At 65.6% G+C, this 9,565-nt stretch carries 6 protein-coding genes; 1 reads left to right on the top strand and 5 read right to left on the bottom strand.

The window, feature by feature from the left end:
- Nucleotides 1-158: 158 nt before the first annotated feature.
- Nucleotides 159-1,349 (bottom strand): M20 aminoacylase family protein, encoded by a 1,191-nt coding sequence (locus ACCD03_RS18350; protein ID WP_413412481.1) that lies wholly within the window; start codon nucleotides 1,347-1,349, stop codon nucleotides 159-161.
- A gap of 265 nt (nucleotides 1,350-1,614) precedes the next feature.
- Between ACCD03_RS18350 and argE the strand changes: the two genes are divergently transcribed.
- On the top strand, nucleotides 1,615-2,811 hold the full coding sequence (gene argE / locus ACCD03_RS18345) for an acetylornithine deacetylase (RefSeq protein ID WP_413412480.1): 1,197 nt from the start codon (nucleotides 1,615-1,617) through the stop codon (nucleotides 2,809-2,811).
- Nucleotides 2,812-2,863: 52 nt separating this feature from the next.
- Here argE and ACCD03_RS18340 read toward each other — a convergent pair whose 3' ends face one another.
- The 4 genes from ACCD03_RS18340 to ptsP form a co-directional block, all read right to left on the bottom strand.
- A complete protein-coding gene (locus tag ACCD03_RS18340; protein ID WP_325649689.1) occupies nucleotides 2,864-4,021 on the bottom strand; it encodes an ABC transporter substrate-binding protein in 1,158 nt (385 codons plus the stop codon).
- 148 nt (nucleotides 4,022-4,169) lie between these two features.
- The gene (locus ACCD03_RS18335) at nucleotides 4,170-5,885 is read right to left on the bottom strand and encodes a PTS fructose transporter subunit IIC (RefSeq protein ID WP_413412479.1); all 1,716 of its coding nucleotides are present in this window, start codon (nucleotides 5,883-5,885) and stop codon (nucleotides 4,170-4,172) included.
- Between the two features lie 50 nt (nucleotides 5,886-5,935).
- A complete protein-coding gene (pfkB, locus tag ACCD03_RS18330) occupies nucleotides 5,936-6,892 on the bottom strand; it encodes a 1-phosphofructokinase (RefSeq protein WP_413412478.1) in 957 nt (318 codons plus the stop codon).
- Nucleotides 6,889-9,429: a phosphoenolpyruvate--protein phosphotransferase gene (ptsP, locus tag ACCD03_RS18325; protein ID WP_413412477.1), complete on the bottom strand. Its 2,541-nt coding sequence runs from the start codon at nucleotides 9,427-9,429 to the stop codon at nucleotides 6,889-6,891. The genes pfkB and ptsP overlap by 4 nt, the downstream gene beginning before the upstream one ends.
- Nucleotides 9,430-9,565 lie beyond the last annotated feature (136 nt).

Raw genomic sequence — 9,565 nt, 5'->3', positions numbered from 1 at the left:
GCTCCATCAAAGAGCTGGGGTGTTTGTCTTTGCGCGAACGCTTCTCCGCTGACCTGCCGCATCGATCCGCCAGCCAGACCCCGGCAACATCCCACCTCCCTCGTACAAAAACAACAGGCCTCACAACGGAGGCCTCTATTTGCTCGTGAACGGGCTGACTAGCTTCGTGCCAAGAATTTCTCGACTAGACGAACCCAATATGTCGCACCGAGCGGCAGCAACTCGTCATTGAAGTCGTAGCTTGGGTTGTGCAGCATGCACGGTCCCAGACCATGGCCTTGTTCCCGGTGGTCGCCGTCGCCGTTGCCGATGAAGGCGAAGCAGCCGGGCTTCTCGATCAGCATGAACGAAAAATCTTCTGCGCCCATGGTCGGATCGATATTCGCTTCCACATTATCTGCGCCGACGAGCTCTCGCATGACAGCCGCCGCGAACTGCGTTTCATTTTCCGTGTTCACAGTCGGCGGATAGTTGCGATGGAAGACGAAGTCGATCGTGCAATCGTATGCGGCGGCGATGCCCCTCGAGACTTCTTCCATACGGCGCTCGATCAAGTCGAGGACTTCGGTGGAGAAGGTGCGTACCGTGCCGCCAATCCAAGCTTCGTTCGGGATGATGTTGGTCGCATCGCCGGCATGGAACTGTGTGACGGAGAGGACTGCGGTGTCGATCGGGCGCTTGTTGCGCGTGATGATGCCTTGCAGTGCCGATACCACCTGAGCGCCGACAAACACCGGATCGTTGCCGTTGTGCGGCAGCGCGGCGTGCGCACCCTTTCCCTTGATCGTGATGCGGAATTCGTTGCTCGATGCCATTAGGGCGCCGGCGCGCGTCCCGAATGCACCGACCGGCACGCCCGGCCAGTTGTGCAAGCCGAAGACGGCGTCGCACGGGAATCGATCGAACAGGCCGTCCTTGATCATCTCGCGTGCGCCGCCTCCGCCTTCTTCGGCGGGTTGGAAGATCAGGTTTACGGTGCCGCTAAAATTGCGATGCTTGGACAGGTAATGCGCAGCGCCGAGCAGCATTGCCGTGTGGCCGTCGTGGCCGCACGCGTGCATTTTGCCGTCGTGTTTGGAGCGATGCTCAAACTGGTTGGCCTCGGCGAGCGGTAGTGCGTCCATATCGGCGCGCAGGCCGATGCTCTTGCCCTCACCGTTGCGGATAACGCCGACGAGGCCGGTCTTGCCCAGGCCCCGATGCACTTCGATGCCCCATTCGGCGAGCTTCGCGGCGACCAGGTCGGAGGTGCGCTGTTCTTCGAAGCACAGTTCAGGGTGCGCGTGGATGTCGCGTCGCAGCGCCTGGATCTCGGGCTGCGCGGCTTGGATTTCTGGGATCAGCTTCATGAGATGCTCGTGTTCTGGCTGAAGGTTCGGAATCACGTTCGATCATACGCCGAAGGGCGATTCTCGACCGGCTATCAACCAATTGCTTGATCCGTCCATGCAGTCCCGTATGGATTCTTCACGCGATGGCTCGCGCGCTGCCAATTACAGCCAAAGCCCAGCCGGCCCGAAACGCCTACACTGGAGCCTCGCCAATTGGCCGCGCGCCGCCCGTTGGGCTCCCGCCACGGCTGGCCGAGCGCTACGAGAACGACCCGAACCCATCATGCCTGCCGACCCCATTGCTGCTGCATCGCAACCTTCCGACGAAGTTCTGCAGTTGATTCGCACCCTGGTGGCGTTCGATACGGTAAGCCGCAATTCCAATCTTGGCCTGATCGAATGGGTGCGCGATCGGTTGCGAGCGCAGGGGGCGGACTGTCGACTGACGTATGACGCAACGGGCGCCAAGGCGAACCTGTTTGCGACGCTGTCACCAGGCCGCAAGCCGGGGCTGGTGCTATCAGGGCATACCGATGTGGTGCCCGTCGACGGTCAGTCTTGGGAGTCGAACCCATTCGATGCGCAGATCCGCGATGGTCACCTGTACGGGCGCGGTACGGCCGACATGAAGAGCTTCATTGCCGTGGCGCTCGCGAATGTGCCCGTGTTCATGGCGGCAGAGGGCGATGCCAGCTTTCACCTTTCGCTGTCGTACGACGAAGAGATCGGCTGTGTGGGCGTGCGCAGCCTGCTGCGTGATCTGGAGGCCAGCGGCATTCAGCCTGCGGGGTGCATCGTCGGCGAACCCACGTCGATGCGCGCCATCATTGCGCACAAGGGCAAGCGCGAATATCGATGCTGCGTGCGCGGCAAGGAAGCGCATTCCGCGTTGACGCCGCAGGGCGTGAATGCCATCGAATTTGCGGCGCTGCTGATCGCGCATATTCGCTCGCTGGCCGCGCGTCTGGCGGCGGAAGAGGCACGCGATGCCGCCTTTGTTGTGCCGTACACCACCTTGAACACGGGCACGATCAAGGGCGGCATTGCCACCAACGTGGTGCCGCGCGATTGCGAATTCACCTTTGACTTCCGCTATCTCCCAGGCACAGATCCGGATTGGCTTTTCGGCGAGGTCGAGCGCTATGCGCAACAGACGTTGCTGCCGCAGATGCGCGAGATTTCTGCCGATGCTGAGATCAGCTTCGCCATGAAGGCGAACACGCCGGGCCTGTCGATTGCGCCATCGCACGAGCTGGTGACGCTGGCGCAAGCGTTGGCCGATAGCCGGGGCACGGTCGGCAAGGTCGACTATGGGACGGAAGCGGGACTGTTCTCGCGCGCGGGCATCCCGACTGTGGTGTGCGGTCCGGGCAATATCGAGCAGGCGCACAAGCCGAACGAGTACATCGAACTTGCGCAGATTGCGCAGTGCGAGGCGTTCATGCGGCGGCTCGCGCAGCGGCAGACGCAGCTAGCTTGAGCGAAAAAAACCGGGCACGTGCCCGGTTTCTTCTTTTGTGGGCGATGCGCTTTCAGCGGATCACTTGGCCGTTCGAGTTGATGATCGTCATCTCAACAAACTTGGAGCCCACGTGGTTGGTGGGCGAGAAGTTCACGTTGAAGCCCCCAACGTCGTAGTTGCCCATCGACTCCAGCGCGCCGATGAACTTCTCTCGTGTCAGGTCGCGGCCAGCACGCTTGAGACCTTCAACAAAGACACGCGCCGCGACGTAGCCCTCGATACTTCCGTAGTCGAAATCGGTAATGCCATCGGATTTGAGCAGCTTCTGGTAATCGCGCACCACGGGCGACGCACCGCTATACGGATACGGCATCACCTGAGAGATGATTACGCCGCCGCCGGCCTTGCCGAGTGCGTTGGCGAGCGCCTTGGTACCGACAAACGACACGTTGTAGAACTGGCCCGCATAGCCCTGATCTTGTGCGCCCTTCACGAGGGCTGCCACGGTTTGGTACGCACTGATGACAACGACGGCATCGGGCTTCTGCGCGAGCACGGTCGAGATCGCGCCTTTCACGTCGGTGGTGTTACGGACGACGCTGGCTTGAGCGACGAGCGTCACCCCCTGGTTTGCCGGCAGTTTGAGCGCGCGTTGTACACCGTCGAGGCCCGCCTTGCCGTAGGCGTCGTCGTTATAGACCACGGCAATGCGCTTGAGGCCCGTGGTGTGAATCTGCTGGACGATGGCGGCGGTTTCATCGTTGTAGCTGGCGCGCACGTGGAACACATTGCGTGCGAACGGCTCGCGCAACGCTGCGGCGCCCGAGTACGGCGCAAAGAACGGCACGCCGGCCGGGTTGGCGATCTTCAGCGCTGCCAGGCTCGTAGGCGTACCGACATAGCCGAACAAGGCGAAGACCTTGGTGTCTTCGATGAGGGTCTTGGTGTTGCGGGCAGCCGCATCGGGCTCATAGAAATCGTCGAGCACTTTCAGCTCGATCTTGCGTCCGTTGACGCCACCCGCCGCGTTGACGGCATTGAAGTACAACTGAGCGCCGCGGTTCATCTGCTGACCGAGTTGCGCTGCCGGCCCGCTCATCGGTGCCGATTGGCCGACGATGATCGCGTCGTTGGTCACGCCCGTCTCGGCGCTCGCGCCGCTTGACGCCATCCCGATGATGCCCGCTGTGAACAAGGCCATCAGCCCGGTGATTCTGCGAGATTGCATTGCTCTCCCCCGAGAGTTGATTTGCCCGGCATCATAGCTAAACGGGCTGGGGAGGCAAACAGAATCGGGCGGGCAGCGTCGCTTTTGAGCGTTTTTGAGACAAAGAAGGCGCGCGATGTGCGCGGCGTCCTTCACACGAGGCGCCGTTTCAGGCGGCTTCAGTCACCCGGCGCTTCATCACTGCAAGCAGCACGGCGGTAACAACGGTGCCGGCCACCAACGCCACCACATAGCCGCCCAGGTGCGTCACCGCGTTTGGGATCGGCAGCACAAATGCCCCGCCGTGCGGCACGCGCAATTCCACTCCGAACAGCATCGATAGGGCGCCCGCACAGGCTGATCCCACCACGAGCGCTGGAATCACGCGGAATGGGTCCCGGGCCGCATACGGGATCGCCCCCTCACTGATGAAGGCGAGGCCGAGCACGGCGGTGGCCCTTGCCGCCTGGCGTTCGTCTCGGGTGAAGCGCGACGGGAAGAGCCATGCCGCCAGAGCGATGCCCAGCGGTGGCGTCATGCCCGCGGCCATGGTGGCGGCCATCGGCGTGTAGACCTGTGCGCCGATCAGCCCGGTGCTGAAGGCATATGCAGCCTTGTTGATGGGGCCACCCATGTCAAAGGCCATCATGCCGCCCAGCAGTGCGCCCAGCGGTACCGCGTTGGCGCCTTGCATGCCGCGCAGCCAGGTCGTGAGAGAGGCGAGCAACGCGGCAACCGGCGCGCCGACCACATACAGCATCACCAGGCCGGTCAGCAGGCAGCCCAGCACCGGCAGGATCAGCACCGGTTTCAGCCCCTCCAGGTTGCGCGGCAACTTCAGCCAACGGTTGAGCGCCTCGGTGCCATAGCCGGCGACGAATCCGGCCACGATGCCGCCAAGAAACCCGGCGCCCAGGCTGGCGGCCAGCATGCCGCCGACCATCCCAGGGGCAATACCCGGCCGGCTGGCGATCGAATAGGCGATGTATCCGGCAAGCACCGGCACCATCAAGGCAAATGCCGACTTGGCACCGATCTGGAACAGCACGCCGCCCAGCGTGTGGCTGGCCGACGGGTCCGTCACGTAGATGCCGCCCAGGGCAAACGCTAGCGCGATCAGAATGCCCCCCGCCACCACGAAGGGCAGCATGAACGACACACCCGTCATCAGGTGCTTGTACGGGCCGGTGCGCTGCTGTTCGGCAGCGGCAGCCGCGGTGCGCCCTGACTGCGCCGTCCCGGGATTGTCTACGGACGCCTCATCGAAGGCGCGGCGGATCAGCGCCTGCCCATCGTGAATGGCGGCCTTGGTGCCGGCGCGGAAGACGCGCTTGCCGGCAAAGCGAGACAGGTCCACCTGCGTGTCGGCAGCGATCAGCACGAGATCCGCGCTGGCGATGGCATCGGCCGACAGCGTGTTCTGTGCGCCCACCGAGCCCTGCGTTTCCACGTGGATCGTGTGACCGAGCGCGCCGGCGGCCTGCGTGAGAGCCTCCGCTGCCATGAAGGTGTGGGCGATGCCAGTCGGGCACGATGTGATGGCGACGATGCGTTGGGCTTGCACGCCGGCTTTCGGAAGGGGTGGGGCGTTGTGCATCATGCGGGCCAGCACGGCCCGGGCGTCCGCCAGCACTTCGTCGAGCGTGACTTCAAACGTGCGCGGATTGGCGTGGCGAGCCGCCGCGTCGGGCGAGAGGCCGGCCCAGACGACGGCCTCGGCGGTAGTCAGCGCCGCCGTGTCGACGACCGACGCGGTGTCCGGGCCGCGCACGTCCACGTCGAGCTTGTAGCCCGATTCGCGCGCTGCATGGCGCAGGGCCGCACCGGCGAGCATCGCGCGGGTGGTGCGTCCATCCGCACCGAGAATTGCCAGCAGGTTTGCCATGATCGGCTCCTTGAATGCGTTGAGCGTGTGGCGATGCGATGTACGCGGCGTCAGGCCACGCGCTGCATCTGGACGGCGGCCGCGCGTTCGCGTACCTGCCCCGGGGCAGGGAGGTGCGGGCCCAGGCGCTGCAACTTGCATGCGGCAAAGGCCACCGAAAGGCGCACGGTCTCTTCCATGCCTGCACCGGCATGCCAGCCGGCCAGCACGCCGGCCACCATGGCGTCACCCGCGCCGACGGTGCTGGCGGTGCGTACCGGCGGGAGGCTCGCTTGCCACGTGCCTTCCGCTGTGACGAACAACGCACCGTCCTCGCCCAGTGAAACGATGACCTGCGCCACGCCACGCGCGTGGATGGCGCGTGCCACGTCCACCGTTTCAGCCAGCGTGGGCAGCGATGTACCGGCCCACAGTTCCAGTTCGTGCCGGTTTGGCTTGATGGCCGTCGGCAGGGCATCGCGCGGGGCCGCCAGCACCTGCGCGAGCGGTGCGCCGCTGGTATCGAGCAAGGTGGGGACACCGCGGCGGTTCAGCCGCGCCAGCAATCTCACGTAGCTATCGGGCTGCAAGCCCCCGGCAAGGCTGCCGCACAGCGCCGCACCCGCAATGTCGGCGAACGCGTCGATGCGGTCGCACAGCGCGTCGAACTCCGCGGATGTGGCGTCAATGCCTGGCAGATTGATGTCGGTGGTCTGCCCGTCTGCCTGGTCGCTGATCTTGATGTTCGTGCGATTGGTGCCGGGCACGCGGCAGAAGCCATCAAGCACGCCCTTGCGCGCAAACAGCGCTTCGAACAGCTCGGCATTGGCGGCCCCGAGGAGGCCTGTGGCGATCACCGGTACCTGCCAATCGGCCAGACAAGCGGCAACGTTGACGCCCTTGCCACCGGCCTGTTGCGTGACGCTGCGGCCGATGTTGACGCGGCCGCGTTCGAGGCGCTCCAGACCGATGGTCATGTCGATGGCCGGGTTGAGCGTAACGGTGACGATGCGCGGCTGCCTGCTCATGCGGCCATCTCCTTGCCACCGGCTTGCATCGGCAACGTGGTTTCCAGGGCGCGCACTTCCTGAGCGGAAGCGCAGGCCAACGCCCGTTCGGCGAGCTGCGACAGGGCGCGGATGTGCGCCTCGCGCAGCCGCGCCTTGACCGGCGCAATATCGCGCGGGCTCATCGACAGTTCATGCACGCCAAGCCCCGTGAGCAGCAGCGCGCCGAACGGGTCTCCCGCCAAGCCGCCACATACGCCGACCCAGCGCCCGTGGCGTGCGGCGCCTTGCACGGTCTGCTGGATCAGGCGCAGCACCGTCGGGTGCAGGCTGTCGGCCTCGGCCGCGAGGTCAGGATGCTGGCGATCGATCGCCAGCGTGTATTGCGTGAGGTCGTTCGTTCCGATGGAGAAGAAGTCGACATGCTCGGCCAGGCGATCGGCGAGCAGCGCGGCGGCCGGCACTTCGACCATGATGCCCAGCGGCACCGTGGGCGCGTCGAGTTCAGCGCGAATGCGCTCGCATGCGGCGCGCAGCGACGTCACTTCCTCCAACGAGGTGATCATCGGGAACATGATCGACAGGGCACTCGCCTCGCCAGCATCGCGGGCGGCGCGATAGAGCGCTCGCAGTTGCGGCTCCATGAGGTCGGGCCGGCGCAGCAGCAGGCGCGCACCGCGCACACCGAGGAACGGGTTGTCTTCCGTCGGCAGGTTCAGATGCGGGACTTGCTTGTCGCCGCCGATGTCCAGCGTGCGCACGATCAGCGGGCGGCCGCCGAGGGCGTTGAGCATATCGGCGTAGACGGCGTATTGCGTGTCTTCGTCGGGCGTGTGATCGCGTTCGAGGAACAGGAATTCGGTGCGCATCAGGCCAATGCCTTCCGCGCCGAGCGTGAGCGCTTCGACCGCCTGCGCGGGCAGGTTGACGTTGGCGGCGATCTCCACCGTGTGGCCGTCACGTGTGCGGGCGGGCAAGCCGCGCTCTGCCTGCTCACGCTGCGCGCGGGCGGCGTCTTCCTGCAGCCAGGCACGGGCGCTGGCGATGCTCGCGGCATCGGGATCCAGCACCAGACGGCCACCGGTGCCGTCGATGATGGCCTGCGTGCCCGTTGCCACATCGAGCACGGCAGGGCCGGCTGCCACGACGGCCGGGATGCCCAGCGTGCGCGTCAGGATGGCCGTGTGCGAGGTCGGACCGCCTTGCGCAGTGACGATGCCGATGATGCGTCGCGTATCGAGTGCCGCCGTATCCGAAGGCGACAGATCTGCCGCAACCAGAATGCACGGCGTATCCGGCAGCGTTTGCGCCGCACTGCGCAGCGACGGATCGATATGGCCGAGCACGCGCCGCCCCACGTCGCGCAAATCCGCCGCGCGCGCTGCCAGGAGCGGGTTGCCGAGCGCGCCCAGCCGCTCGGCCAAGCGTTCGACGGCCTGATGCCAGGACCACGCCACGCCGTGGCCTTCGACCATGGCCTGGCACGTCAGCGTCATGAGATCGGTATCGCCCAGCAGTTCGGCCTGGGCCTTGAAGATGCCCGCTTCCGCTTCGCCCAGGCGGGCGGCGGTGTCGCGTGCAAGGGCTTCCAGCTCCGCGCGTGTGCTGGCCAGCGCCTGATCGAGCAGATCGCCGCCGGTGGTCAGTGCGACAGGGTGATCAGGCACGGTCGACGCGCCGTGCTGGAGCACGTGGATGGGGCCGATCGCCAGCCCGGGACTTGCCGCAATGCCACCGATGGCGGGCAACGCCGCATCGGCTTGCCACCCGTGCGCGTTCTGGCGCGTGCGTGCTGCTTGCGTGTCACGTGCCGCCTGGGCGCGTTCCTGCGCCGTCAGGCCTCGAATGGTTTGCTGGAGGGCGTCGAGCGCGGCACCGGCGTCGGGGCCTTCCGCAGAGAGCGTGAGCTTGGCGCCAACCGCAAGCCCCAATTGCAGCAATGCCACCAGGTTCTTTGCGTCGGCGGTTTCGTCGCCATGGCGCACTTGCACGCGCGCGGCAAAGCGGCGGGCGGCTTCCACCCACTGCGCGGCCGGGCGGGCGTGCAGGCCACTCGGGTATTCCAGTGTCAAGGTGCGCTGCTCGGCGAGGTCGGCGCCGGCCGTGCTGGTGGCGGGCGCGGGTGCGTCGCTAGAGAGCGCGGCGACAAGCTCTTCGGCGTTCTGCGTGGTGAAGAGCTGCCGCAGGCGTGCGTCGTCATTCAGCAGCCGCGTCAGCCGGCGCAGCAAGGTGATGTGCTCGTCCGACTGCGCGGCGATGGCAAACACCAGGTGCGTGGTCTGCCCCGGGTGCCACTCCAGCCCCTCGGGAAATTGCAGCACCGCAATGCCCGTCTGGCGGATCAGGTGGCGGTCCTCGCCCATGCCATGCGGAATGGCGACGCCGTGACCGAGGAACGTGTTGGCCACGGTCTCTCGGCGCAGCAGGCTGTCGATATAGGCGGGGTCGATGCAGCCGGCGTCGGCCAGCAATTGGCCGGCGGCGCGGATGGCGCTTTCCTTGTCGGTGGCGCGTTGTTGCAGACGGATGCGTTCGGCGCAGATCAGGGCGGAAGCCATGCGGCGGGGTCTCCTGCAGCTGCCGTGCTCCAAGGCCCGGCATGCGTGTCGTCGATGATCGCGAATTGAAATCGATTACAGTGCGAGTGTCAATGTGCGGCGCGGCACAAAGTGACGGCTATTCCAGTATTTACGG

The sequence above is a fragment of the Ralstonia sp. Ralssp135 genome (genome assembly GCF_047304345.1).
In the GTDB taxonomy this organism is placed as follows: domain Bacteria; phylum Pseudomonadota; class Gammaproteobacteria; order Burkholderiales; family Burkholderiaceae; genus Ralstonia; species Ralstonia chuxiongensis.
The sequence above is the reverse complement of the archived record's forward strand: the minus strand, read 5'-3'. Positions and strand labels throughout refer to the sequence as shown.